Source organism: Candidatus Streptomyces philanthi (genome assembly GCF_059553635.1).
Genome location: NZ_JCANQV010000059.1, coordinates 1 through 24986, shown reverse-complemented (window position 1 = coordinate 24986; position 24986 = coordinate 1). Strand labels below are relative to the sequence as shown.

Below are 24986 nucleotides of genomic sequence, written 5' to 3'. Positions count from 1 at the left end.
GGCCCTGCCGCCCGGGGTGGACCCCTGCGCGCTGGGGCGCGAGTTCGCGCACTGGTCGCAGGACGGCGCCGCCCACCGGATCTGCCGGCAGACCTACGGCCGCTGATCCCGGCCGCCGAGGCGGGCCTCCAGGCGGACGACCTCGGTCCGCAGCCGCTGCCGGTGCTCGCCGTCCGTGAGCGCGTCCACCCAGGACCGGGCCCGGGTGAGCTGGGCGCGGGCCTCGGCGGGGCGGCCGAGTGCCAGGTAGTCGGCGGCGAGGTCGAGATGGAGGACGGGGAACAGGGCCCGCAGCGCGACGAACGGGTGGCGGGGGCCCGGCGCACCGCCGGTCCGCCGGGTGACGAACCCCTCGGCCGCCTCCAGGGCCCGCAGGTCCCAGTCGAGTTCGTCCCTGGGGTCGTCCTGGGTGTCGGCGAGGTAGTGGGCGAGGGTGCAGCGGTGGAAGGCGTCGCCGTCCGGTCCGATCTCGTGCCACAGCCGTCCGAGGCGGTTGCGCGCCTCCTCCCGGTCGCCGGCGCGGTGCAGCATGATCGCCTGCCCGATCCGGGTCGGTACCCCGTCCTCGGGTTCCTCCTCCCGCCGCTCGTCCGCCACCGTTCGCTCCCGCGTCCGTCCGCCGCCGTATGGCCTTCTCCCTCGGCGTTCCCTCGACGCTAACCGGCGGCCGGGCGTGCCGCGCGGTGTGTGCGGCACGCCGGTGGCGCTCAGCCCAGGTCGGGGATGCGCCAGTCGATCGGCGCGTGCCCCTGGGCGGCGACCGCGTCGTTGATCTGGGTGAAGGGGCGGGAACCGAAGAACTTCTTCGCCGACAGCGGGGAGGGGTGGGCGCCCTGCACCACGACGTGCCGGTCCTGGTCGATCAGGGGCAGCTTCTTCTTGGCGTAGTTCCCCCACAGGACGAAGACGGCCGGGTCGGGCCGCTCCGCGACGGCGCGGATCACCGCGTCGGTGACCTTCTCCCAGCCCTTGCCCTTGTGGGAGTTCGCCTCGCCCTCGCGGACCGTGAGCACGGCGTTCAGCAGCAGGACGCCCTGCCGGGCCCAGGGCATCAGATAGCCGTTGTCCGGGACGGGGTGGCCCAGCTCCTCCTTCATCTCCTTGTAGATGTTGCGCAGCGACGGCGGCGTCCTCACACCGGGCCTCACGGAGAAGCACAGGCCGTGGCCCTGGCCCGCGCCGTGGTAGGGGTCCTGCCCGAGGATGAGCACCTTCACCTGGTCGTACGGTGTCGCCTCCAGGGCCGCGAAGACCTCCTCGCGGGGCGGATAGACCGGCCCCCGGGCCCGCTCCTCCTCGACGAACCCGGTCAGCTCCTTGTAGTAGGGCTGCGACAGCTCGTCGGCGAGGACGCCGCGCCAGGACTCGGGCAGCATGTCGGTCTCCACGTAACAACCTCCGGTGTGCGTTCCGTTCTTCCACAGAACCTACCGGCGGCCACTGACAACGCGGTGCGGGGGCCGGGCGGAGGGGGCCTCCGCCCGGCCCGATGTCACACGCCCGCGTTGAGGAAGAGTCCTCCGTCGATCACCAGGGTCTGGCCGGTGATCCAGCCGGCGTCGTCGGAGAGCAGGAAGGCGGCCGCGCCGCCGATGTCCTCGGGGACGCCGAGGCGCCCCATCGGGTAGCGGGCCGCCGCCTCCTCCTCGCGGTTCTCGTAGAGCGCGGCCGCGAACCTGGTCTTGACGACCGCGGGCGCGAGGGAGTTGACCCGTACGACGGGCGCGAACTCGTGGGCGAGCTGGAGCGAGAGGTTGACCATGGCCGCCTTGCTCATCCCGTACGCGCCGAGGAACGGTGAGGCGCTGACGGCGGCGATGGAGGCGACGTTGACGATCGCGCCGCCGTTGTCCTTCTGCCAGGCGTGCCAGGTGCGCTGCGCGAAGCCGAGCGCCGAGATCACATTGGTCTCGTAGACCTTGCGCGCCACGGCGAGGTCGAGGTCGGCGATCGGGCCGAACACCGGGTTGGTCCCGGCGTTGTTCACGAGGTAGTCGACGCGGCCGAAGGCGTCCATCGCCCGCTCGACGGCGGTGGCCTGGTGGGCCTCGTCGTGCGCCTTGCCGGCGACGCCGATCACCCGGTCGGGGCCGAGCGCGGTGACGGCCTCGGCGAGGGTCTCCTCGTTGCGGCCGGTGATCACGACGCGGTCGCCGCGGGCGACCAGTGCCTTGGCGATGCCGTGGCCGATGCCCCGGCTGGCCCCGGTGACCAGCGCCACCTTGCCGGTGGGCTCGGGCAGGTCCTGTCCTGTCATGTCCTGTGCTCCTGGTGGATGGGGGTCGGTGGGCGGTCAGTCGAGGGGGCCGCCGGCGACGTACAGGACCTGGCCGGACACGAAGCCGGCCGCCTCGCCGGTGAAGAAGGCGATGGCGTTGGCGATGTCCTCGGGGCGGCCGACGCGCCGCACCGGGATCTGGGAGGCGGCCGCCGCCTGAAAGTCCTCGAAGCCCATGCCGACGCGTTCGGCGGTGGCAGCGGTCATGTCGGTGGCGATGAAACCGGGCGCGACGGCGTTGGCGGTGATGCCGAACTTGCCGAGTTCGATGGCGAGGGTCTTGGTGAAGCCCTGGAGGCCGGCCTTGGCCGCGGAGTAGTTGGCCTGGCCGCGGTTGCCGAGCGCGGAGCTGGAGGACAGGTTGACGACCCGGCCGAAGGTGGCGTCCACCATGTGCTTCTGGCAGGCGCGCGTCATCAGGAACGCGCCGCGCAGATGCACGTTCATGACCGTGTCCCAGTCGGTCTCGCTCATCTTGAACAGCAGGTTGTCGCGGAGCACCCCCGCGTTGTTGACGAGCACGGTCGGCGCGCCGAGTTCCTCGGCGACCCGCGCGACGGCCGCCTCCACCTGCGCGGCGTCCGCGACGTCGCAGCCGACGGCGAGGGCCCGGCCGCCCGCCCCGGTGATCGCGTCGACGGTGGAGCCGCAGGCCGCCTCGTCGAGGTCGAGCACGGCGACGGCGCGGCCCTCGGCCGCCAGCCGGACGGCGGTGGCGGCGCCGATGCCGCGGGCCGCGCCCGTCACGACGGCGACGCGCTGCTCGGTGGTGGACATACGGGATCTCCTCACCCTCGGAACCTCGACCAGCGGTCCCTCACTCGTTCCCGAAGGTGAGCAACCGCTTAGTATCTTCAGCAGGGGTGACGCTAGAAGCCCCGCCACCGGCTGTCAACGCCCGCCACCGCGCCACCGGGTCACGCCCACGGGGGCGCCGGCCCGGCGCGCGGCGGCCCATCGCAACGCCGCCGTCCCGCCGACCGCCGGACGGCGCTCCCTCAGCGCACCAGCAGGTCCACCAGCCGCTCCGCCTCCGCGGCGGGATCGGCGGTCAGCCCGGTGTGCACGGGCCCCGGCTGCACCACCGTGCTGCGCGGCGCGATCAGCCACCGGAAGCGGCGCCCGGCGTCCTCCCCGGACGCCTGCCCGGCCTCCTCGCCCCCGCGGCAGATCCCCTCGACGGCGCGCAGCGCGGCCCGTACGCCCTCGACGTCGGCGGACGGGTCGAGGGCCAGCAGCCGGGCCTCGTCCAGGTGGGTACGGGCCTCGACGAACCGGCGGGCCCGGCAGTACACCACCACCCCCGCGTTGATCATCTCGCCGCGCTCCACCCGGGGAACGACCTTCAGCAGCGCGTACTCGAACACGTCGCGCCCGTTGTGCAGTCCGCTCACTTCACGGTCCTCCGCGGCAGCTTTCCGGCCAGCCATCCGGGCGCCTGCGACGGCTTGTCCGCGCTGCGCTCCCCGATGGTGATGCTGTCGCCGATCACGGCCGCGCGCGCCGCCAGGGCGCTCACGTACGCCCGGCGCACCGCGTCCGCCGAGTCGAACCCGGGCTCGTCGACCAGCCACTCGTCCGGCACCTCGGCCGCGACCTCGGTCAGCAGCTCCTCGGTGACCCGCGGCCCGAGCTCGGCGGAGGCCGCTTCGAGATCCGGGGCGAACGTGGCCAGGACGTGGTCGGAGGCGTCGTACGGACGGACCGCCGCCTTCTCCGCGCTGGGCCAGTTGTGGTGCCAGATCATGGTGGCACCGTGGTCGATCAGCCACAGTTCGCCGTGCCAGACCAGCAGATTGGGGTTGCGCCACGACCGGTCGACGTTGTTGACGAGCGCGTCGAACCACACCACCCGCCCGGCCTCGCGGGCCCCCACCTCGAAGGCGAGCGGATCGAACCCGAGGGCCCCGGGCAGATAGTCCATCCCCAGATTGAGCCCCCCACTGGCCTTGAGCAGCTCCTGCACCTCCTGGTCCGGCTCCCCCAGACCGATCACCGGATCGAGCTCCATCCGCACCAGCTCCGGCACCCGCAGCCCCAGCCGCCGCGCCAACTCCCCGCACACGACCTCGGCGACCAGGGTCTTCCGCCCCTGCCCCGCACCGGTGAACTTCATGACATACGTACCGAGATCGTCGGCTTCGACGATCCCCGGCAACGACCCGCCCTCACGCAACGGCGTGACGTAGCGGGTCGCAATGACTTCTCTCAGCATTTCCCCAGGCAATCTAGGATGGTGGCCTTGCAAACAATGGTCGCGGTCGGGCAATCGGAGGGCGGTCGGTCAACGTCCACCGCCCCTGGGGAGAATCCGGGGAGTTTCGATCGACCGGCTCGGCCCCCCGTCTCCCCAGCAGGCCGCCTAGGGCGGTGCGCCCCTCGCTCCCGCTCGCTCCCGGCCTCCGGCACGAAGCGAGCATAGTAACCAGGAGTGACAGTCCGCACGGAATATCCGACCCGTCGCACCGACGGCATCACGGACCTCGCGTTCCCCCGTACCGAGCCGCAGATACGCCACAGCCCGTGGAACCGCCCTTCGGCACGGCCTCCCACCGCCACGACTCCGCTCCCTCGACACGCGGCAGGATGGTGCCGCCCCTGCCCAAAGCCGGTTTCCGGGCGCCGAAAGGCTCGGACTCACAGGCCCGAGCTCCGCGGGCCTCGGCAAGGCGGTTCCAGAATGCACGTCCTGCCGGACACGAACGGACTGCCCCTCCTCGTCGGCCTCTCCGCCGCAGACCACAGGAGCCAACCCCTACGACTGCTCCTGGCCGGCCGCGCCGGTGGTGAACACCTGGCGGATGAAACGTCGTTGCCACGGCACCTCGACCGCACGGGAGTGGTAGTTCTGCCGCACCCATTTGACCGCCTCTTTGGGCTTCATGCCCTCGAAGACACATAACGCGGAAAGAGCCGTTCCGGTTCGCCCGACGCCGCCCCCGCAACAAATCTCCAAGCGTTCGTCCGTGGCACGGTCGTACGCCACGCGGAGTTCGCGCACAGCGTCCATGGAATCAGCGGGAAGCCAGAAATCCCGCCAGGGAATCCACAGGGACTCCCACGGCACCTCGGGCGGCCGCTGCTCCGTCACGTGTACGGCCAACGTGGGAGTCTGCCCCTCCGGAAGGTCGTGCCTGAGCGCACGTCCGCGAACCCTCCGCCCCGAGGGGAGCGTCATCACTTTGGGGGTATCGGCGTTCCACGGTTCGGTCATGATGAATTCCGTTCCGATCGGTCTCTGGCAATTGATCTGCCGACCATGGCAATAGCCCCCAAGGCTATCTGCGGAAGCAGCACACCGTCACGTCACGCCAGCACGGCCCCTTCGAACGCGCCCAGTTGGCCCGGCAGGATCGGCAGGATATTCGGCACCTCGATAACTCGCCGAGGCGGAATTCACGGTCCGCCAGGGTGCCGGGAGACCTGAACAACTCGGGGCGACTGATGGAGCCGCCCCCGTGAACCGTGCGTCGTCGGCGAGCGGCCGGCCGACCACGACGACCAAGCGGGTCGGTCACCTGGCGCCCCGCGGCCGAGGCGGCGGGGCGCCAGGCAGCGCGGGCAGTGGTCACGCGGCCGAGCACGGCTGCGTCGCCGGCCGGCGCGTCGATGAGAGAATCGGGTCATGACGACCGGCGCCGGCGACTTCGCGCTGACCGTGGACGAGTTGCGCGTCGTGGCGCGCTACGTGGCGGAGAGCGCTCAGGAAGTCCTTCCGGTGTTCGAGGAGGGAGTTCCCGGTGATCCTCGGCCTCGTGCAGCCGTTGATGCTGCTTGGGAGTTCGTGAACGGGGCGAGAAGGACCAAGCTGCAGCGCGTCGCCGCGTTGGACGCGCACCGCGCCGCGAAGGAAGCGCCCACCGGAGCCGCACCTCTCGCCGCGCGCGCCGCTGGAGACGCCGCAGCCGCCGCGTATCTGCACCCCATCGCGAAGGCCACCCAGGTGGGCCACATCCTGCGCGGGGCCGCATGTGCGGCGCGCGTGATCGAGTTGCGTGCAGGCGATGACCCCACCGTCGGGGACGAGTTCCTCGATCAGGCCAGACGACGCGCCTCGCCGGCCCTCATCGACATTCTCAACCGGTACCCGCTCGCGCCAACAGGCAGGAGCCGCGTTGCCCACCTCATGAGCAGCTTGGACGCTTCCCTGCGCGCATCGCGCTGAGACCCATCGCCTCGGGAGACGTCACTGCTTCTCGTGATCGGCTGACGCGCACGAAGCCGTGCACCTTGCGACTTTCGCTACACGTCCCGGGCCGACGCGGGTGAGGAAGCGTTCGGCCCGCGTTCACGGCGGCGGTGCAGACGGGGCATTCGGCGGGCCCGGTGGCCGCCCCAGGCTGCACTTCGTGCCCGCTGCCGGGGCGGCGTAACGAAACGCCGCGGCCACAAGCGCGTGTCGTTGACGACGGGCCCCGCGAGACCGAAATCCGACTGCCCGATACACCACCATGTAAGGCACAGTGTCCTCATTCTCACCTGACATCCCGCGCATCGGCCGTCCAGCAGGGCGGTCGGCAGGCACCGCCACAGGGGGCGACGTGTCCGTCAGCACACCATGTTCCGCGGCCACCGACGGAACCCTCCCGCCCACACGGCCGGGCGACACCACCACGGCACCGAGATCGCGCACCCGGCGAACGCCTCTCTCCTTGACGCTCGCTCTGCTGGGCGCGGCGCTGGCGACGACGATCGCGGGCACCGCCGCGGCCGCCCCGGCACGGGAAGCGGCGGCCGGCTCCTCCTCGGCCGCCGGCCCGCGCCGCGGACAGGTCGAGGCGCCCACCGGCATCACGGCGGCCGGGGTGGCGGTCTTCGACCGGCAGACCGGCCGCCTCACCGAACAGCGCAACACCACGATGCGGTTCCGTTCAGCCTCGGTGGTCAAACTCCTCATCGCGCTGGACCACATGTGGAACCGCGGGCCGTCCTACGAGCTTCCGCCCACCGACCGGGCCCGGATCGACGTCATGCTGCGCAGCAGCGACGACGCTGCCGCCTCCCGCTTCTGGGACCTCAACGGGAGAAGGGCGATCGTCGAGCGGATGGTCGGGCGCCTGGGGCTGCGGGACACCGCACCGCCCCCGGCGGACCGGTCGGGAGCCTGGGGCCACACCGCGATCTCGGCGGCCGACACGGTCCGCGTCTACCGCTACCTGCTGGACGAAGCGCCGGCGCCGGTCCGCGACACGGTGATGGGGAACCTTCGGCGGTCCACCCGGTGCGGCACCGACGGGTTCGACCAGCGGTTCGGCATCCCGGCGTCCTTCACCGGACCGCACGCGGTCAAGCAGGGCTGGTCCGGCTTCGGCCCACAGAGCGACTGCCTGCAGGACACGTCGGCCTCCGCACGCGGCACAGGCGCGCCCGCGGCCGGCGCCGACCGGAACACGGAGGCCGTCCCCCGGGGTGCCGCGAGCGCCGCGCCCCAGGCGGCGATCGCGCGGCGGGCCACGACCGCCGGCCGCGACGAGGTGGACGCCGACGGGCCCGTGCTGCACACCACCGGCACGGTGGGCCCCAGCGACCGCTATGTGGTCGCGGTGCTGACACTGCACGGCGACGGGACGTCGTTCGGCACGGCGTACACCGACCTGGGCCGGCTCACCCGCTCGTTGGACCTGCCCGGCGTCGGCCGCCCGGAGGGCACCTGGTTCGGTACCTGGAGCGCCGGCGTCCGGGTCCGCGCAGGGACGACGCTCCAGAGCACCGTTGTCACCCACCTCCCGGCGGGTGCCGAGGTCTTGGTCGCCTGCCAGAAGGAAGGCCAGCCGGTCACCGCCGAGGGCGTCACCAACCAGTGGTGGGCCTACCTGCCCCAGTACCAGGGCTACGTCAGCAACATCTACTTCAGCTGGCGGGACAACCAGTTGCCCCACGTCCGCATCTGCTGAGCTCTCGTCAGTGGTCACGCAGCAGCACCCGGGACCGGCCGAATCGGCATCCCGTACCCGGGCGGGCCTCGGACCGGCCTCGGCCACCGCCCGGTCCCGCGACCGGGCCCGACCGGACCAGCCTGCGCGAAGGCCCGCGCAGGCACGCTGACGTTGACGGTCCGGTGGTCCGGTGGTCCGGTGGCCGGTCTCAGACCGGTTTCCGCCACACGGAGATGTGCCTCGCGGAGTCCTGGGTGAACGGCGCCCCGTCCCAGTCCGCGACGCGACGTTCCAGCTCAAGCCCGGCGATCTTGGCCATCAGGTCCAGCTCCGCCGGCCAGGCGTACCGGTGCCGGGAGCTACCGCGGCGGTAGCGGCCGTCGCCGCCGTCGCGCGTGAAGTGGTGTGAGACGAGGATCTGCTCCACCAGATCGAAGGTGTCGAAGCCGAGATGCTGCTCGGACACATCGAACGGCACCGCGATCTGGCCGGGCGGCAGGAACCGCAACGGCGGCACGCCCAGCTCGATGACGAATCGGCCGCCGGGGGCCAGATGACGTGCGGCGTTGCGGAAGCACTCGACCTGCTCGTCCTGTGAGAGCAGGTTCGTGATGGCGTTGTAGACGAGATAGACCAAGGTGAACTCGCCAGGGACAACGGTGGTGGCCATGTCCCCGACGGCTACCGGGAGCGTGTCCTCGCCGATCTTGCGACGCAGGACCGCTGCCATGTGCTCGGACAGCTCGATGCCCACGACCGGAACGCCGCGTTCCCGCAGCGGGACGCCCACTCGTCCGGTTCCGATGGCGAACTCCAGCGCCCGGCCGTCTCCGGCGAGCTCGGTGAGGAAGGCGAGAGTCGGTTCGAGGACGGCGGCCGAGGACATCGCGGTCTCCTCGGCGTCGTAACGTTCGGCGGTCGCACGGGTCCACAGCTCACTGCTCGTCACGGGCATCCACTTTGCCGGGCGCCGAGGGCTCTGTCGACGCATTTACCTTCCGTCGGCCGGCTCCGCAGGTGACTTTCCGAAAGGTCTGATGCTCAGTGGTGAGCACGCCCTTTTTCACGGGAGAGTGATATTGCCGAGCTTCGGTTCTGGTCCAACTTCTATGGTCTGCTGTGCCTGCTCCCTGTGACCGCTGAGCTTGCTGGCGGCCCCGCTGCGAGCGGCGGACGTTCGTCGAGCAGGTCGCGGACCTGACCCGCCGGTACGGCCAACGGACCGAACGAACACGGTCCACGCCGGCCGAGGTCGGCCTCGCCCTGGCCGGCCGCGCCGGCGCCCAGCTGGTCGACGCCCCTGGGGGCGTTCGAGGACCGTACTCGCGCCAAGCACGTCACCGTTCGCGCGCTGTCGGCAGCCGGCCATGGCCGACGCTCACTCCAGCGCCGGCTCGGCCTGACCTACCGAACCGTCCAGCGACCGGCGGACGCCGGGAGGCCGGAAGAACTGTTCCAAGGACGGCGGCAGAACCGCATGACCACGCTCGACGACTTCACGCCTTACCTGCACGAGCGATGGGCCGGGGGCTGCACGAACCGCAGCCAGATCTGTGTCCGAATGAACCACTGTTCGGTGCCGGTGCGGCTGATCGGCCGCACCGTCCGGCTCGTGCGTTCAGTCGCTCCAACGGTCGTGGATCTCGCTCAGCGTCGCGAACCACACATCGTCGTGCTGCCGCACGTGGCGGATGAACCGTTCCAGCATCATGATCGCGTGTGCCCGCCCGCGCACGAGGCCGTGCACGGTGAGGATCACGACGCCGCCGGGCTCGTTCTCATAGGCGTAGTCGAAGGTGTCCCGCCACCGTGCGAAGACCCCCTCGGTCGACATGAGCCCGGCGAGCATCCCAGGAACGTGGTCGAGTGCGGGAACGTCGTCCATGTACCAGGACACGGGCAGTTCGAGCACCGAGCTGGGCGGACCGAACTCGTTCGGTTCCTCTCGGTGGACCACGACGGTGCGCGGCCGGTAGGGGGTGAAGTCGCGGCCCATCAACGAGCTGTCCCAGGCGAAGCCGAACTCCTCAAGAATGCCGAGCGTGGCGTCGGAGAAGTCCCAAGCCGGTGAACGGTAGCCGCGGGGGCGCCGACCGACGATCTTCTCGTGCTGGCTGAGCTGCAACTCCATCAGCCGCCGTTCCTCCTGCTCGGTGAGCGAGGGCACCGACTCGTGGTACGCGCCGTGCGCGGCGATCTCGTGCCCGTGGTCGAGCACCGACCGGATGCTGTCCGGGAACGTGATCAGCGTGTGCCCGGGGGTGCACCAGGTCGTCCGGATCTCATACTTCTCGAACAGCGCGAGCAGGCGCGGGGTGCCGACCTCGACGTCGAAATCTCCGCGCGACAGAAACGCGGGGCTGGCCTTGGACGTGTCTCCGAAGGGCGCGCACTGCGCGTCGAAGTCGACGCCGATGTTGACGGCGAGACGCTTACCTTCGGGCAGGTTGAGCGGCATGGAGGCTCTTTCGTCGAGTGCCGGGGCGCTTGGTCGTCGTGTTCCCGCCAACACCGCCTCCGAGTGCGCGTATTCCCTCAAGTGACGTCGCAACGAGGTCAGCAACCCGTCTACGCGGCCGCACCGGCCTCTCCTCCACGATGTGGGCCATCCCCCGGGCCAACGTCCGACCGTGCCCCTCGGAAATGCGCATTCGTACTGGCCGGAGCCGCGCAGACGGGGTACCACCAGCAGCCGAAGAAACTTGCTGGTGTCGTGCCCGGCGAAGGAGACGAGGTTGTTCCAGGGGCACGGAAAAGGCATCTGGACCGGTTGTGCCCGCCAGATGCCTTTCGCTCGGTCTGCCCGGAGCACGGGCCGCTCGATGAGGCGGTCGGCCTGTTCGCGGAGGCCGGCCAGGCACCCGGCGGCGTAGTGGCGGAAGAGGACCCCGATGCTCCGGCCAGCGCGGCGTGCGCGTTCGGCCACGCTTGTCAGTCAGCGCGCTTCCGGGGTTGTCCGGGGAGGGCGCCGGGGTCGACGCCGGTCAGGTCACAGCTGGCGTCCCACAACCGCGCCGCTACGGAGGTGTCGGCGAGGTGGTTCCACACCGGTTCGCGTCGGGGCTTGCCGCGCAGGCCGAAGGCACGCGGCCCCCACAGCTGCCCTCCGCGCACGGTGGGGTCCAGCACCGCTCGGACCGCGGGCCATGCGCCGGCGTGCTTGCCCTGGACGAGGAGGGCGGCCGGTGCGCCGCGGAGCCGAGCACCGGCGGTCCGCACATGGACCGGCGGCCGTGACGGGGTCAGGGAGTCCAGCGCGCCGCCGGGATGGACCACCACGCTTGCCACCGTGCTCTCGACGGCGCGCAGGCGGCGGTCGAGTTCGAGGCCGAAGTACATCTGCGCCAGCTTGGAGCGTCCGTAGGTGCGCTTGGGCCGGTACTCCTTCCGGGACTGCAGGTCATCGAGGTCGAGCCGCTCGGACTTCGCCGCGAAGCTGCCCATGGTCACGATGCGGGCCGCCGGCGCGGCCGACAGCAGCGGCATCAGCCGGTGGGTCAGCGCGAAGTGCCCGAGGTGGTTCGTGCCGAACATGGCCTCGTGGCCGTCCCCGGTCCCCTGGCGCGGCGGGGCGTCGAGCGCGACGCCGGCATTGTGGACCACCGCGTCGAGGTGTTCCACATCCAGTGATTCCACCGTTGTTCCGAGCGTCGGGAGGTCGGCGAGGTCCAGCCGTACGGACCGCACCCGCGCGCCAGGGACACGCGACCGGATCGAGGCCGTGGCGGCCTCGGCCTTGGCGGGGTTCCGGCTGCCCAGTACGACAGTGGCTCCGGTTGCGGACAACTGCTCCGCGACGAAGTACCCGATGCCGGCATTGCCGCCGGTGACCAGGAAGACGCTGCCGTCGGCACGCGGCAGCCGGTGGACGTCCCAGGGCAGGGCGGAGGATGTGGACGACACGGCGGAGAGGCTCCCTTGCTGTCGGAGGCGGCTGCGGCTGCCCCGCGGGACAGCTCGGCACCCACGGTTCCAGCGGCCCCCGACACCTCGCCGACGGATCACCGACAGCCTTGCCGGACGGCCGGCATCCCGCCGACCCGCTCCCGGCCCGTCACGGGCAGCCGCCGCGGAGCGCCTTCTGCCCTCCGGGCACCTTCGCCGCGGCCCCTGGCCCGCCTGCCCAGAGGGGGAAAACCAGGACCTGGTTGCGCCCCGTGCCCCTTGGCAGGGTGGCCGTATGACGGAACACACCACCACAGGGGACGAGTTCGCCGACCGGGTCGTCCTGGTCACCGGCGGCACCAGCGGCATGGGGTTCGCCACGGCGCGGCGGTTGCTGGCCGCGGGGGCGCGGGTCGCCCTCACCGGGCGCGGTGAGGAGCGGTTGCGCCGTGCGGCCGAGCGGCTGGACGACGTGTCCGGCGGCGGCGCCCGGCTGCTGACCGTCCGGGCCGACGCCGCGAGCCTGGCCGACACCGACCGCCTCGTCGAGCACGTCACCGAGACGTACGGGCGGCTCGACGGCCTCTTCGCCAACGCGGGGGCGGGCATCTTCGGTGCCGCCGAGGAGACCACCGAGGAGGACTTCGACACGCTGGTCGACGTCAACTTCAAGGGGGTGTTCTTCACCGTGCAGCGGTTCCTGCCGCTGCTGGTGGCGGACGGCGGCGGGTCCGTCGTCATCAACGCCTCGTGGACCCTGCACCGCGGTATGGAGGGCGCCCCTGTGTACGCGGCGACCAAGGCGGCCGTGCACAACCTGGCCCGTTCACTCGGTGCCGGTCTGGCCGGGCGCGGCGTCCGGGTGAACTCGGTGAGTCCCGGTTACATCCACACGGAGATGTACGACGCGATCATCACGGACGAGGCCGGGCGGGAGGCGACACGGGTGGGGCCGCCGTTGCAGCGCGTGGGCCGGTCCGAGGACGTCGCGGAGACGGTGGTGTTCCTGCTGTCGCCGCGGTCGTCGTACGTCACCGGACAGGATCTCGCCGTGGACGGCGGGCTGGTGGTGAAGGTCCCGTCCTGACGGGCGCGTCGCCCGGAACCGGTGCGGAGCCCGGCCCTGGCGGGTGCGGGCTCCGCGCGGCCGTGCGCGGTGACAATGGGAGCATGGACACGATGCCCGCTCTCAGGGACTTCCTCCGCTCCCGGCGTGCCCGGTTGCTGCCGGACCAGGTCGGGCTGCCGCCGGCCTCCGGGCCCCGGAGGGTGGCGGGGCTGCGCCGCGAGGAGGTCGCCGAACTCGCCGGTGTCAGCGTGGACTACTACACGCGCATGGAGCAGGGGAGGGTGCGCCACGCCTCCCCTGCGGTCCTCGACGCCCTGGGCCGCGCGCTGCGGCTAGATGCGGAGGAGACCCGTCATCTGCACCGGATCGCCGCCCCGGCGGGGTCCCGTCGCCGGGCCCGGTCCCGTACGGCGGCGCCGCAGCGGGTCCGGCCGATGCTGCGCACGCTCCTGGAGTCGCTGGACGCGCTGCCGGCGCTGGTGATGGGGCGGCGGATGGACATCCTGGCCTGGAACGGCGCGGCGAGCGCGCTGCTCGGTGACCTGGACGCGATGGAGCCGGCGGACCGCAACATCGCCCGGATGACGTTCCTGCGGCCGCGGTCCCGTGACCTGTACGCGGATTGGGCCGAGTGCGCCCGCGAGAACGTGGCCTATCTGCGGCGGGAGGCGGGGCTGCGGCCCGACGACGCCGCGTTGACCGAGATGATCGGCGAACTCTCCGCCAGGAGCGCGGAGTTCCGACGGTGGTGGGACGAGCACCCGGTGCGGGACAAGACGTCGGGGGTCAAGGGATTCCGGCATCCGGTCGTCGGCGGCCTCGTCCTGTCCTACGAGACCCTGCGGCCGGCCGACGACCCCTCCCAGGCGCTGATCACCTATGCCCCGGAGGCGGGCAGTCCCTCCGAGGACGCGTTGCGGCTGCTGCTGTCCTGGTCCGCGGGGGCGCAGACCTCGTCGGTGCGCACGATGCCGGCGCCGAGGCCGCGGTAGAGGGCGAGGGCGGTGTGGTGGTTGCGGGTGGAGAACGCCGTCATGGCGTCCTCCACCACGGTGACGGGATAGCCGAGCCGGACGGCGGTGCGGACGGTCTCCAGCACCCCGTACTCGGTGGTGATGCCGGCTGCCACCAGGGAGGTGGTGCCCAGGGCGCGCAGTCGTGCGGCGAGGTCGGTGCCGTCGAACGCGTCGATGGCGTACTTCGTCACCACGACGTTCCCGGGGGTGGCGCCGACGCCTTCCGGGAAGCGGTTGGGCGGCCCGTCGGGTCCGCCGTCGCTGCCGTCCATCCGCGCGTACCGGACGAGGACGACGGGCAGGCCCGCGGCCTCGAACGCCTCCTTGAGGCGGGTGGCCGCGGTGACGACCTGGGCCCCGGAGAGCGGGGCGGCGGGCCGTTCCACGATCCACTTCTGGATGTCCACCAGCATCAGTGTGGTGCCGGGGGCCAGGAGGGGGCTGTCGGAAGAAGTCATGGTGGCAGTGTTCCGGTTCTTCGGTGTGGCGGGCGGTACGGGTGGTGCGCGGGGTGTGGTTTCGGTCAGCACGCCTCCACGACGAGCGCGCTCCAGGTGAAGCCGCCCCCCGCGCTGAGGACGAGTGCGCTGCGGCCCGGCTCCAGCAGGCTGCGGCCGTGCAGGTCGGCCAGCGCGGCGGCCGCGTCGCCCGCGCCCAGATGGCCGGTGTGGGCGCCCAGGTCGAGGATCTCGGCGCCGGTGACGCCGAGGTCGCCGAGCGCGGGCAGATAGGCGTCGTCCAGGAGTCTGCGGCCGAGCCGGGGCAGGACGAGATGGCTCAGACGCGGATCGTCCGGGGCGAGCCCGGCCTCGGCGAGGGCGCCGGCGACGACGTCGCGGGCGCCCGCCCGGAGGGTGGCGTGGAAACGCTCCCCGTCGTGGTCGCGCAGGTACGCCTTCTTCGTCCGGCGGACGTCGACGCGCTCCCCGTGGGCCCTGGGGGCGGTGGAGAACGGGTCGTCGCCCCGGTGCACGGCCTCCAACTCGCTGGCGGCGACGGTGTGCAGGGCCCGCAGCCGGTAGGGGCCGCGGTCGCGGTCGAGGACGAGGACGAGCGCGGTGCCGCCGTCCCCGTAGGCGATGCCGTAGTCGCCGCGCCAGCGGTCGAAGCCGGGGGCGCTGAAGCGGTCGCCGGTGGTGACCAGGGCGCGGCTCGTCTGCGGGTCGGCGGTGAGGCGGAGGGCGGCGGTCTCGACGGCGGTGGCGCCGCCGTTGCACATCTGCTGGATGCCCAGTGGCAGGGCGCGGTGGGCACCGGTCCGCCGGGCCACGTAGTGCGCGGGTGACCAGAAGTCGTGCCCCTGGTGGTGGATCCAGGCGTGGGCGGTCAGGCCGAGGGACCCGGGCGGGCAGCCGGCGTCGGCCAGGGCCTTGCCGGCCGCCCGTACGGCCATCTCGGGGCCGGACGGCCCGTCGCTGACCGGCAGTTCGAGATATCCGTCGGCGGCGGCGCGGTCCGGGTCGGCCCGGCCCTCTGCGACGGCCCGCTCCAGGGTGTCCCGCCCGGAGGGGAGCCAGGTGGCCATGGCCGCTATGCGGACCGGTGGGTCGAAGCGCATCGGTGTCCTTGTCCTCGGCGTTCGTGGTGGGTGTCCGCGGGCGGTGGTTCACCCGCGGGCGGTGGCCCTCTCCGCGGGTGCGCCCGCGGACAGCGGGGTCAGGACCTCGTCGAGGAGCCGGGCGATGCCGTCCCCGTCGTCCTCGCCGGTCTGCCGCCAGATGTGGTGGTCGGGGCGGACGAGGACGAGCCGGGCGCCGTTGCGGCGGGTGCGTGCGCCGGTGCGGGCGGGCAGGGCGCCGAGGTCGTCGTGGAGAGTGCCGGCGCGGTCCAGGGCGCGCAGTTCCAGGGCTCCCGTGGGGCCGCCGTAGCGTGCCGCGGTGTTCGTGAGCAGGTCGCGGACGGGGGCGGGCAGGCCCTCGGGCGCGTCGACCAGGAGGGTGCAGCGCAGGTCGCTCAGGGCCTCACGCAGCGGCTGGCGGCGGCCGGCGGCCCGGTTCCAGACGGGCCGGTCGGGGACCAGGGCGCCGGTGACGTAGCGCTGTTCCCACTGCTTCCAGCTGCGCAGCCGGGTCTGCCGGGCGTCGCCGTAGACGGTGCGCAGTCCGGCGAGCCAGGGCACGTAGTCCAGGCCGAACAGGCCGAGCCGGGCGCTCCACCGGGCCGCGGTGTCGCGTGCGGCCACCTGCCGGCGGTCGCGCAGCATCCAGGCGCGGGTCTGCACGTCGGCCTGCCGGACAACGGCGCGGGCGACCTGGGTGCGTTCGCTCTGGTAGCTGTCCAGCAGGTCGGGGGCGGCCTCGCCGCGCCATACGGCGGCGAGTTTCCAGCCGAGGTTGTGGGCGTCGGTGATGCCGGTGTTCAGACCCTGGCCGCCGGCCGGGCTGTGGATGTGCGCGGCGTCGCCGAGCAGGAAGACCCGGCCTGCGCGGTAGGTGTCGACGTGCCGGGCGTGCACGGCGAAGGTGCTGGTCCAGTCGGGGTCGCGCAGGGTGAGTCCGCCGGGGCCGCGCGCGTCGACGAGGCCCTGCATCATCTCCGGTGTCGCGTCCTCGGGGCGCAGTCCGGGCGGGCCGGAGGTGAAGACGCGGCAGCGGCCGGACGGCAGGCCGAGGAGGACGAGGACGCCCTTGGCGGAGCAGAAGTAGTGGGCGACGTCGTGTTCGAGGGGCCCGTCCACGTAGGCGTCGACGAGCATGAAGGTGTTCGGGTAGGTCAGGCCGCGGAACTCCAGGCCGAGCAGGTCGCGGACGGTGCTGGTGGCGCCGTCGCAGCCGAGGACGTACGCGTACTCCCGGCGCCGTTCGGTGCCGTCGGCGCCGGCGAGGACGGCCACGGTGTGGTCGGCGCGCTGTTCCAGGGCGACCAGGGTGGTCTCCCGGTCGATGGTGCCGTCCAGGGCGTGGACGGCACCGGAGAGCAGGTCCTCGATCTCGGGCTGGGGCAGGATCACCGGCCGCATCCGCCCGGTGAGGGGCAGTTCGGCGACGGGGCGGCCCTCGGAGTAGTAGCGGAAGGCGGGGACCGGCAGGCCGCGGGCGTCGAGGGCGGCCGGGTCGGTGAGGCGGCGCAGTACCTCCAGGGTCCGCGGCCACACCAGCAGGGCCTTGGACAGCGGTGACGCCTTGGGGAGCCGGTCAACGAGGTGGGTGTCCACGCCGCGGCGCAGCAGTTCGGCGGCGGCGGTCAGGCCCACGGGGCCGGCCCCGACGACGAGGACCGGCCGCCGGGCCGGGTGGGCGGGCGGTGTGGTGAGGGCGGCGGGGGCGGTCACTCGGCTCCTTCGGTGTCGTTGGCGGACCAGCGCAGGACGGTGCTGCCGACGGCCATGCCGCCGCCGAAGGCGGACAGCAGGACGACGTCGCCGTCGCGCAGTGCGCCCGAGCGGCGGGCGGCGTCGAGGGTGACCGGGACGGAGGCAGCGCCGGTGTTGCCGTACCGCTCGACGGTGAAGTGGGTGCGGGCGCGGGTGAGGCCGAGGCCGGGGAGGAGGCCCTCCAGCATGCGGCCGTTGGCCTGGTGCGGGATGAAGTGGTCGACGTCGTCGGCGGACAGGCCGGCCTCGGCGAGCGTCTGCTTGACGGAGAGGGGGAGGCGCGCGGCGACGAAGTCCCGTACGTCGCGGCCCTCCATGGCGAAGTACTGGTCGCCGCTCTCCAGGGTCCGCGCGGAGGCGGGCAGGCGGCTGCCGCCCGCGGGGACGCGGATGGTGCGGTGCAGTTCGCCGAAGGTCTCCAGGACGGCGGGTCCCAGGCCGCGGCCTTCGGGGACGGGCCCGAGGACGACGGCGCCGGCTCCGTCGCCGAAGAGGACGGCGGTGCGGCGGTCGGCGGGGTCGACGACGCGGGAGTAGATGTCGGCGCCGACGACGAGTGCGTGGCCGCCCTGGCCGAGGAGGCGGTGGGCGGTGTGCAGGGCGTACACGAAGCCGCTGCAGACCGCGTTGACGTCGAAGGCGCAGGCGCCGTGGGCGCCGATGCGGTGCTGGACGATGGCGGCGGTCGCGGGCTGGAGGTGGTCAGGGCTGGAGGTGGCGACGACGAGGTGGGCCAGCTGGCCGGGGCTGATGCCGGCGTCGGCCAGCGCGGCGCGTGCGGCGTGTGCCGCGAGGTCGGAGGTGGCCTCGTCCCCGGCGGCGTAGCGGCGGCTGCGGATGCCGGTCTTGCGGACGATCCATTCGTCCGTGACGCCGGTGTTCGCGCCGATGCGGTCGTTGCCGACGGCGCGGGCGGGGAGGTACGAGCCGGTGCCGAGGACGCCTGTCGGGCCGGTTCTTCCGGTGGGCTGGCTGGGCATGGTGGGACCGTCCGTTCTGCTGGGCACGAGGAGCGTCAGTGGGCGTCGTCGAGCGGGCCGGTGAGGGTGTAGCTCACCGCGCGGGGCGGGGCGGGTTCTTCCAGCGGCCCGGCCAGCGTGTACCAGAGTCCGGTGTCCGCATCGGGTGTGTCGCGCGGCGTCGCGGCGCGCGGACGGCCGCGTTCCCCAGCAGGCGGAATGTGGTCGGTCATGGGCTCTCCCTGGAGTGTTTCCGGTCGGCGCGAGCGGACCGGGACATGGAGCGCCGGGATCACAAGCAGGTTCCCCCGGAGCGAGATCGCTCTCCCTACGAGGCCCGAAGGTATCAGAGCTCTTACTCAAGAAATCAAGCCATTCGGGAGTGTGATAATCGCGACAACTGGCACTTCAGCCCTGAGAAATATGCAGGTCAGAGCGGATTTATGAGTGACCAGTAGCCTGTCGTGTATCAGGGTTCAGAACATACTTGTGTCAAAGCTCTGTTAAACAGTTTGCCCCCACGTGAACGACGTGTGACAGGGTGGGGCACCCTGGTACGGCGACCGGCCCGCGACATGCCGCAGGGCCCGCACGGCTGACTCGTGGTCATCCCGTACAGGCCCTGCGGAACGTCCGGTACTCCCGGCTCGCCCGGTGTGCATCCGGAAGCGGGGGTGATCCGGATGCACACGGACGTAACAGCGGAAGGGGGGAGGGAATCAGCCGCGCCGGAGTGCCGAGATCGCACGCTCCAGCAGGTCGTGCAACTGCTTGCGCTCCTCATCCGTGAACTCTTCGTCGATCCTTCCCTCCACCGCGCACGCCAGCTTGTCCGCCTTCTTGAGCAGTGCGCGCCCGGACCGGGTCAGATCGGCGACCAGTACCTTCTGGTGCACGGTGGACGTGGCGCGGGTGATCAGGCCCTTTCCCTCCAGGTTGTTCAGGACGGTGGTCATGGTCTGGGGAGTGACCATGCACTCCCGTGCCAGCTGGGCACCGGACAGACCCGAGTGGCGCTGCAGCACGAGGAGTGCCACGTACTGCGGCACGGTGAGGTCGAGAGTGCGCAGGGCGTGGCTCTTCTCGCTGATCAGGTGCTGTTCCGCGCGCTTGATCACATGGCCCGTCCGGTCGTTGAAGTGGTCCGAGAGAGGGGTGTGGGCCCCGGCCGCGGCTCGCGTTCTCGTCATGTTCACGCTCCTGTTGTTCGGTGCAGGACCCTCATCCACATCAGGGTCCTGAACACATACTGCGCCTCAGTACCGGTCCCCGACCGCAGGGGGCAGCGAGTTCAGGGCATCAAGGTCCTCCTCGGTCAGCCGCAGCGCGGCAGCGGCGGCGTTCTGTTCGATGTGCGCGATGCGGGTACTGCCCGGGATCGGGATCACCCGCTCGTCCTGGGCGAGCGTCCAGGCCAGCGCGACCTGCGCCGCGGTGGCGCCGAGCCGTTCGGCGACGGCACGGGCCCCGTCGGCGATCCTCTGGTTCGCGCGCAGCGCCTCCCGCTGGAAGCGCGGCAGCCCGGCACGGAAGTCGCCCGCATCCGGCCGCGCGTCCGCGGAGAAGCGGCCCGCGAGGAAGCCGCGGCCCAGCGGGGAGAAGGGCACGAAGGCCGCGCCGTTCGCCCGGCACCACGGCAGTACCGCGTCGAGCGGGTCGCGGGACCACAGCGACAGCTCGGACTGGACGGCGGTGACCGGCGCGACGGCGTGCGCCCGGTCGAGCTGTTCCGGGGTGACCTCGGACAGTCCCAAATGCCGCAGCTTCCCCTCCTCGCGCAGCTCGGCCAGCGTGCCCCAGCTCTCCTCCAGCGGCACCCGCGGGTCGACCCGGTGCAGGTAGTACAGGTCGATGCGGTCCGTGCCGAGCCGGCGCAGCGAGCCCTCGACCGCCGCGCGCAGATGTCCAGGCCGCCCGTCGGGGTGGATCCGTACGGCCCCGGGGCGGGAGTCCGGGGCGACGCGCAGTCCACCCTTGGTCGCCAGGGTGACGCGGTCGCGCCGCCCCGCGAGTGCGCGGCCGAGCAGTTCCTCGTTGGTGAACGGCCCGTACAGGTCGGAGGTGTCCAGGAGGGTGATGCCCAGGTCGACGGCGTGCCGGAGGGCGGCGAGGGAGTCCTCGGCGCCCTGCGAGGAACTGCTGTAGACCCAGTTCATCCCCATGCAGCCCAGACCGATCGGCCCTACCAGAGGCCCGTCGCTGCCCAGTGAACGCAACGTTTCCATGACGTGACACCCTCTCACCCAATTGTCAGTATCCTGATATGGATCAGAGTACACAGAATGCGGAATGCGGCACCACCTGTTGTTTTGGGCCCTTCGGGCCGAAACTTTGCGGTCCGCATACCTCACGCACAGCCTCACGGACACAGTGTGACCCTGATGACATGAATCAGTAGTGCGACATGTATGAGAGTCCTGATATTGTCCCGAGTCCTGATCCCGGCACGCGCCCTGCCGGCGCCTGACGGGACCGGGACAAGTGCACAAACTGACTCGACGTCAGTACGTCACAAGGGGGATTCGCATGACGTCCGGCACCACCGAACTGCTCTATGTGGTCGGCGACCGCTTCTCGGCCCTGGCCTCCCACGCGGGAGTGAGCACTCCCAGCCGCCTCACCGCCGACCTGAGGGCGGGGCGCTTCGACGCCCCGGGCACACGCGTACAACTGCTCAACGGCCAGGGCGTCAGCGCCTACGACTGGGCCAACATCCAGCGCGAGATCATCCGTCACGAACTCCAGGGCAGGATCGCGCTGCCCGAGCACTCCTCCCGCCTGGCCCTGCGCGGCGAGGCGCACAAGCACCGCGAGGAGAACGTCCTGCTCGCCGATGTCCGGCAGGTGGACGCCCTCAGCTACCGGGCCGACCTGCGCCTGGACAACGACAACGAGCTGCTCTTGGACCACACCACGGGCCAGCACGTCCAGGGCATGGTCATTACCGAGGCCGGACGCCAGATGTTCCTGGCCGTCACCGAACTCTTCTACGCCTCCGCCTGGCCCGACCACCAGTACTACTACGTCATCAAGAAGTTCGGCACCGAGTACGAGAACTTCCTCTTCCCCCTCGACGCCGTCATCGACTACGAGATCCTCAGCGCCTCCGTCGAAAGCCCCGACCGGCTCTCCTTCCACGTGGAGATCGCCGTGAGCCAGGCCGGCCGCCGCGCCGCCCTGTGCGACGTCGAGTTCACCGCCTACGAGCACGGGCTGATCTCGACCAAGGAGACCCGGCGCGCCGAGCGCGTGGTCGCACAACTGCTCGCCGACCGGCGTGAGGAGCTGCACCGGCAGCGCGCCGAGCGGGCCGTCAACTGACCCGTCCGCCGCACCGAAAGCAGGGAGCAACCGTGTCCCGACCCGCCCTCACGGCCGCGTTCTTCGACGTCGACGAGACCCTGATCGGCGTCAAGAGCATGTTCGACTTCCTCGCGTTCCACTACGCCGCACAAGGCGCACCGGAAGGCACCTACGACCGGACGATGGCCGACCTGCGCCGCCGCGCCGCCGACGGCGCGCCCCGCGAGGAGATCAACCGCCGCTACTACCGGCTCTACGCGGGACAGCCGCACGCCGGCCTCGCCGCCCTGGGACAGCGGTGGTTCACCGAACGCCACCGCGAAGGACGGCTCTTCCACCCGCCCGCCGTGGCCGCCTTCCGCCGCCACGCCGCCGACGGCGACCGCACCGTACTCGTCTCGGGCTCCTTCTTCGCCTGTACGGACCCGCTGGCCCGGTACCTCGGCGCCGACGCCGTCCTGTGCTCCCGGCCCCTGGTCGAGAACGGACTGCTCACCGGCGAGATCGAGGCGCCGATGATCGGCCCCGCCAAGGCGCGGGCCGCCGGGGCCTACGCCCGCGGGGCCGGCCTGGACCTGGCGCACAGCCACGCCTACGGCGACCACGCCTCCGACCTCGACCTGCTCCGCCTCGTCGGACACCCCGTCGTCGTCGGCGACGACCCGCGGCTGGCCCAGGAGGTCGACGCCCACGGCTGGCACCGGCTGCCCGGCCTGCCGCACGCCGCCGCCCTCTGACCGCCCGGGCGCACCACCACGCCCCATCCACCAGCCAGACCAGCCACCCGGACCCGGGCCCGGCTGGATCCCTCCACACGGATCAGGACACCATGACGCAGGTACCCACCCTCGCCCTCAACAACGGCGTGCACATCCCACAGCTCGGCTTCGGCGTGTGGCAGGTGCCCGACGAGACGGCCGTGACCCAGGCCCTGGAAGCCGGCTACCGCAGCATCGACACCGCCTGGGGATACCAGAACGAACGCGAGGTCGGCCGCGCCCTCGCCCGCTCCGGCATCGACCGCTCCGAACTCTTCGTCACCACCAAGCTGTGGAACGACCATCAGGGCCACGACGCGGCACTGGCCGCCTTCGAGGACAGCATGGAACGCCTCGGCCTCGACTACATCGACCTGTACCTCATCCACTGGCCGGTGCCCGCCCGCGACCTGTTCGTGCCCACCTGGCGCGCCCTGGAGAAGCTGTACGCCGACGGCCGCGTCCGCGCGATCGGCGTCTCCAACTTCCGCGTCCCCGACCTCCAGCGGCTGCTCGACGAGACCGACGTCGTCCCGGCCGTCAACCAGATCGAACTGCACCCCACGTTCTCCCAGCGCGCCCTGCGCGACTTCCACGCCGCCCACGGCATCATCACCGAGGCGTGGAGCCCGCTGGCCCAGGGCGGCACCGTCCTGAAGGACCCGCGGGTCCAGGACATCGCCGCCAAGCACGGCAGGTCGACCGCCCAGGTCGTGCTGCGCTGGCACCTCCAGATCGGCAACGTCGCCATCCCCAAGTCGGTCACCCCGGCCCGCATCAAGGAGAACCTCGATGTCTTCGGCTTCACCCTGGACGCCGGCGACCTCGCCGTCCTGGACGCGCTGAACACCGGCAACCGCCTCGGCCCGGACCCGGACACCTTCGTCACCGTCTGACCGCTGCCGGTGCCCCGCACCCCGCCGTCGGCGCCCCGGTCCCCCGTGACCACCGGGGCGCCGGCGGCGGAGGTGCCGCGTCACACCCCCACCCGCACCCCCGTTCCCGGAGGCGGAACACGCCATGACCTCACCGACCACCACCCCCGGCGGCGCCCGCAGGCCCGCCCTCGTCCTGCTGTCCGTGTGCCTGGCCGCCCTGCTGCTGCCGCTGTCCATGACCGGCACCTCGGTGGCCCTGCCCAGCATCGGCGCGGACCTGCACGCCGGCCTCTCCGCCCTCCAGTGGGCCATCAACGGCTACAACCTCGTCTTCGGCTGCTTCATCCTCGCCGCGGGCTCCCTCGCCGACCTGCTCGGCCGCCGCCGCGTCTTCCTCGCCGGCACCGCCCTGTACGCGGTGGGCGCGCTGGTCTCCGCCCTCGCCGGCGACATCGTCGTCCTCGACATCGCCCGCGCCGCCTCCGGCCTCGGCGCCGCCGCCGCCCTGCCCAGCGGCAGCGCCCTGCTGGCCCAGGCGTTCGACGGCCCCGCGCGGGCCCGCGCGTTCGGCGTGTTCGGCACCACCACCGGCGTCGGTCTCGCCCTCGGCCCGACCGTCGCGGGCCTGCTCGTCGGCAACTTCAGCTGGCGCGCCGTCTTCCTGGTTCCCGCCGTCATTGCGTTCGCCGTCGTCGCGCTGACCCCGCTGCTGCCCGAGTCCCGCAACCCGGAGGGCGGCCGGATCGACAAGGCCGGCACCGTCACCTTCACCGGCGCCCTGCTGCTGCTCATCTACGCCCTCGTCGAGGGTCCGCAGGCCGGCTGGGTCAGCCCCCTGGTGCTGGGCTCCTTCGCCGGCACCGTCGTGCTGCTCGCCGCCTTCGTGATCGTCGAACGCCGCCAGGCGCAGCCGATGTTCGACCTGAGCCTGCTGGCCCAGCCGCAGTTCCTCGCCCTGTGCCTGACTGCGGTCGTCGTCGTCTTCGGCTTCACCCCGCTGCTCGTCTCCCTGCCCACCTACTTCTCGGCGGTCGACGGCCTCACCGCCGAGGAGTCCGGCCTGACGCTGATCATGCTCACGGGTGCCACACTCGTCCTCCCGGTGATCGCCGGGTTCCTGACGCGGTGGATCCCCGCGAAGGTGCAACTCGTCCTCACCGTCGCCCTGCTGGCCGCCGGCGTGGCCTGGCTGACGGTGATCGGCCCCGGCGTCTCCCGCTGGACCATCTTCGGCCCGCTGCTGCTCATCGGCATCGCGACCGGCATCTCCTTCGGCCTGCTGGACGGCGCCGCGGTCAGCAGCGTCCCGGCGGTACGGGCCGGTATGGCCGCCGGCATGTTCAACACCATGCGCCTGGCCGGCGAGGCCGCCTCCATCGCCGTCGTCGGCTCCCTGCTGGTCAGCTTCACCCGCACCGGCCTGGGCAACGACCTCGCGTCCTTCCGCACGCCCTACGCCGACAAGCCCGCCGAGGTCGCCAACCTGCTCAACCAGGGCAGTCTGGACGCGGCCGTGCGGACCGTCGAGCCCGCCTCGGCCCGGCAGGCGTTCACGTCCGTCGCGAACGGGGCGTACACCGGTGCCCTGCACACGGTGCTGTGGGTGCTCTTCGCGATGTTCGTGGTCGTCACCCCGGTCGTCGCCCTGCTG

Annotated in this window: 25 protein-coding genes; 8 read left to right on the top strand and 17 right to left on the bottom strand. The window is 71.9% G+C overall.

Annotated elements, in window-relative coordinates; genetic code table 11:
- Nucleotides 1-93: 93 nt before the first annotated feature.
- The 7 genes from AC51EU_RS10175 to AC51EU_RS10145 form a co-directional block, all read right to left on the bottom strand.
- On the bottom strand, nucleotides 94-597 hold the full coding sequence (locus AC51EU_RS10175; RefSeq protein WP_496266433.1) for a hypothetical protein: 504 nt from the start codon (nucleotides 595-597) through the stop codon (nucleotides 94-96).
- A gap of 110 nt (nucleotides 598-707) precedes the next feature.
- Nucleotides 708-1376: a uracil-DNA glycosylase gene (locus AC51EU_RS10170; protein WP_496266434.1), complete on the bottom strand. Its 669-nt coding sequence runs from the start codon at nucleotides 1374-1376 to the stop codon at nucleotides 708-710.
- A 116-nt stretch (nucleotides 1377-1492) separates the two neighbouring features.
- Nucleotides 1493-2257, bottom strand: a complete 765-nt coding sequence (locus AC51EU_RS10165) for an SDR family oxidoreductase (protein WP_496266432.1) — start codon at nucleotides 2255-2257, stop codon at nucleotides 1493-1495.
- 36 nt (nucleotides 2258-2293) lie between these two features.
- Nucleotides 2294-3055 (bottom strand): 3-oxoacyl-ACP reductase FabG, encoded by a 762-nt coding sequence (gene fabG / locus AC51EU_RS10160; RefSeq protein WP_496266431.1) that lies wholly within the window; start codon nucleotides 3053-3055, stop codon nucleotides 2294-2296.
- A gap of 221 nt (nucleotides 3056-3276) precedes the next feature.
- Nucleotides 3277-3672, bottom strand: coding sequence for a DUF3037 domain-containing protein (locus AC51EU_RS10155; protein WP_496266430.1), 396 nt, complete (start codon nucleotides 3670-3672; stop codon nucleotides 3277-3279).
- Nucleotides 3669-4493 carry a HipA family kinase gene (locus AC51EU_RS10150; RefSeq protein WP_496266429.1) on the bottom strand — a complete coding sequence of 275 codons (825 nt, stop codon included), beginning with the start codon at nucleotides 4491-4493 and terminating at the stop codon, nucleotides 3669-3671. The genes AC51EU_RS10155 and AC51EU_RS10150 overlap by 4 nt, the downstream gene beginning before the upstream one ends.
- A 540-nt stretch (nucleotides 4494-5033) precedes the next feature.
- Nucleotides 5034-5492 (bottom strand): protein-tyrosine phosphatase family protein, encoded by a 459-nt coding sequence (locus tag AC51EU_RS10145; RefSeq protein ID WP_496266428.1) that lies wholly within the window; start codon nucleotides 5490-5492, stop codon nucleotides 5034-5036.
- A 411-nt stretch (nucleotides 5493-5903) separates the two neighbouring features.
- On the opposite strand from AC51EU_RS10145, the gene AC51EU_RS10140 reads away from it, so the two are divergent.
- Together AC51EU_RS10140 and AC51EU_RS10135 are read left to right on the top strand one after the other, a co-directional pair.
- On the top strand, nucleotides 5904-6443 hold the full coding sequence (locus AC51EU_RS10140; RefSeq protein WP_496266427.1) for a putative immunity protein: 540 nt from the start codon (nucleotides 5904-5906) through the stop codon (nucleotides 6441-6443).
- Between the two features lie 487 nt (nucleotides 6444-6930).
- Nucleotides 6931-8172, top strand: a complete 1242-nt coding sequence (locus AC51EU_RS10135; RefSeq protein WP_496266426.1) for a hypothetical protein — start codon at nucleotides 6931-6933, stop codon at nucleotides 8170-8172.
- A 190-nt stretch (nucleotides 8173-8362) separates the two neighbouring features.
- Here the strand turns inward: AC51EU_RS10135 and AC51EU_RS10130 are convergent, their stop codons facing one another.
- The 3 genes from AC51EU_RS10130 to AC51EU_RS10120 form a co-directional block, all read right to left on the bottom strand.
- Nucleotides 8363-9103 (bottom strand): class I SAM-dependent DNA methyltransferase, encoded by a 741-nt coding sequence (locus tag AC51EU_RS10130; protein WP_496266425.1) that lies wholly within the window; start codon nucleotides 9101-9103, stop codon nucleotides 8363-8365.
- A gap of 669 nt (nucleotides 9104-9772) precedes the next feature.
- Nucleotides 9773-10612, bottom strand: coding sequence for a polysaccharide deacetylase family protein (locus AC51EU_RS10125; protein WP_496266424.1), 840 nt, complete (start codon nucleotides 10610-10612; stop codon nucleotides 9773-9775).
- A 473-nt stretch (nucleotides 10613-11085) separates the two neighbouring features.
- Nucleotides 11086-12057: an SDR family NAD(P)-dependent oxidoreductase gene (locus AC51EU_RS10120; RefSeq protein ID WP_496266423.1), complete on the bottom strand. Its 972-nt coding sequence runs from the start codon at nucleotides 12055-12057 to the stop codon at nucleotides 11086-11088.
- A gap of 277 nt (nucleotides 12058-12334) precedes the next feature.
- Between AC51EU_RS10120 and AC51EU_RS10115 the strand changes: the two genes are divergently transcribed.
- Both AC51EU_RS10115 and AC51EU_RS10110 read left to right on the top strand, forming a co-directional pair.
- Entirely contained in the window at nucleotides 12335-13126 is a 792-nt protein-coding gene (locus AC51EU_RS10115) for an SDR family NAD(P)-dependent oxidoreductase (RefSeq protein ID WP_496266422.1), read from the top strand.
- Between the two features lie 83 nt (nucleotides 13127-13209).
- Nucleotides 13210-14100, top strand: coding sequence for a helix-turn-helix transcriptional regulator (locus tag AC51EU_RS10110; protein WP_496266421.1), 891 nt, complete (start codon nucleotides 13210-13212; stop codon nucleotides 14098-14100).
- Here the strand turns inward: AC51EU_RS10110 and AC51EU_RS10105 are convergent.
- The 7 genes from AC51EU_RS10105 to AC51EU_RS10075 form a co-directional block, all read right to left on the bottom strand.
- Complete coding sequence (locus tag AC51EU_RS10105) at nucleotides 13986-14582, bottom strand: cysteine hydrolase family protein (protein ID WP_496266419.1); 597 nt, start codon at nucleotides 14580-14582, stop codon at nucleotides 13986-13988. The genes AC51EU_RS10110 and AC51EU_RS10105 overlap by 115 nt on opposite strands.
- Nucleotides 14583-14647: 65 nt before the next feature.
- Nucleotides 14648-15682, bottom strand: coding sequence for a 3-oxoacyl-[acyl-carrier-protein] synthase III C-terminal domain-containing protein (locus tag AC51EU_RS10100; RefSeq protein ID WP_496266418.1), 1035 nt, complete (start codon nucleotides 15680-15682; stop codon nucleotides 14648-14650).
- 48 nt (nucleotides 15683-15730) lie between these two features.
- Nucleotides 15731-17395 (bottom strand): FAD-dependent monooxygenase, encoded by a 1665-nt coding sequence (locus tag AC51EU_RS10095; RefSeq protein ID WP_496266417.1) that lies wholly within the window; start codon nucleotides 17393-17395, stop codon nucleotides 15731-15733.
- Entirely contained in the window at nucleotides 17392-18417 is a 1026-nt protein-coding gene (locus AC51EU_RS10090) for a 3-oxoacyl-ACP synthase III family protein (RefSeq protein ID WP_496266416.1), read from the bottom strand. Before AC51EU_RS10090 ends, AC51EU_RS10095 begins: the two co-directional genes overlap by 4 nt.
- A 35-nt stretch (nucleotides 18418-18452) precedes the next feature.
- Entirely contained in the window at nucleotides 18453-18629 is a 177-nt protein-coding gene (locus tag AC51EU_RS10085; RefSeq protein ID WP_496266415.1) for a hypothetical protein, read from the bottom strand.
- Between the two features lie 486 nt (nucleotides 18630-19115).
- Nucleotides 19116-19586 carry a MarR family winged helix-turn-helix transcriptional regulator gene (locus AC51EU_RS10080; protein ID WP_496266414.1) on the bottom strand — a complete coding sequence of 157 codons (471 nt, stop codon included), beginning with the start codon at nucleotides 19584-19586 and terminating at the stop codon, nucleotides 19116-19118.
- 66 nt (nucleotides 19587-19652) lie between these two features.
- On the bottom strand, nucleotides 19653-20621 hold the full coding sequence (locus AC51EU_RS10075; protein WP_496266413.1) for an aldo/keto reductase: 969 nt from the start codon (nucleotides 20619-20621) through the stop codon (nucleotides 19653-19655).
- Nucleotides 20622-20922: 301 nt separating this feature from the next.
- Here AC51EU_RS10075 and AC51EU_RS10070 point away from each other — a divergent pair, with 301 nt between their 5' ends.
- The 4 genes from AC51EU_RS10070 to AC51EU_RS10055 form a co-directional block, all read left to right on the top strand.
- Nucleotides 20923-21717 carry an AfsA-related hotdog domain-containing protein gene (locus tag AC51EU_RS10070; protein WP_496266412.1) on the top strand — a complete coding sequence of 265 codons (795 nt, stop codon included), beginning with the start codon at nucleotides 20923-20925 and terminating at the stop codon, nucleotides 21715-21717.
- A 32-nt stretch (nucleotides 21718-21749) separates the two neighbouring features.
- A complete protein-coding gene (locus AC51EU_RS10065; protein ID WP_496266411.1) occupies nucleotides 21750-22436 on the top strand; it encodes an HAD family hydrolase in 687 nt (228 codons plus the stop codon).
- A gap of 92 nt (nucleotides 22437-22528) precedes the next feature.
- Nucleotides 22529-23353: an aldo/keto reductase gene (locus AC51EU_RS10060; protein ID WP_496266410.1), complete on the top strand. Its 825-nt coding sequence runs from the start codon at nucleotides 22529-22531 to the stop codon at nucleotides 23351-23353.
- A 124-nt stretch (nucleotides 23354-23477) separates the two neighbouring features.
- Nucleotides 23478-24986 (top strand): MFS transporter (locus AC51EU_RS10055; RefSeq protein ID WP_496266409.1); only part of this gene is annotated, 1509 nt, incomplete at its 3' end.